Annotated in this window: 1 pseudogene; it reads right to left on the bottom strand. The window is 72.2% G+C overall.

Annotation, left to right across the window (positions count from 1 at the left end):
- Positions 1-245, bottom strand: a pseudogene (locus KVT45_RS55500) (transcriptional regulator); the annotation flags it as partial.

Here is a 245-nt window from a genome sequence, read left to right as displayed (position 1 = left end):
GGGTCCGTCTCGGTGACCGGCCACAGCGCGAGGGGGGTGTGATCGACGTCCACCGGGAACCTGTCGCGGGCGAAGTTGCGCATCCGCGGCGGCGCGGCCAGGGGGTCTCCCAGCAGGGCGGCCCACCCGTGGTTCCACCACACCAGTTGCCAGTCCGCCGCGAACACGGCCACCGGTACGTCTCCGAGGCGGACGAGTACCCGTTGCATACCGGGCGGGAGATGGTCGCGGATCGTGCCGTCCGC

The sequence above is a fragment of the Streptomyces sp. GbtcB6 genome, from assembly GCF_019091475.1.
GTDB lineage: Bacteria > Actinomycetota > Actinomycetes > Streptomycetales > Streptomycetaceae > Streptomyces > Streptomyces hyaluromycini.
The sequence above is the reverse complement of the archived record's forward strand: the minus strand, read 5'-3'. Positions and strand labels throughout refer to the sequence as shown.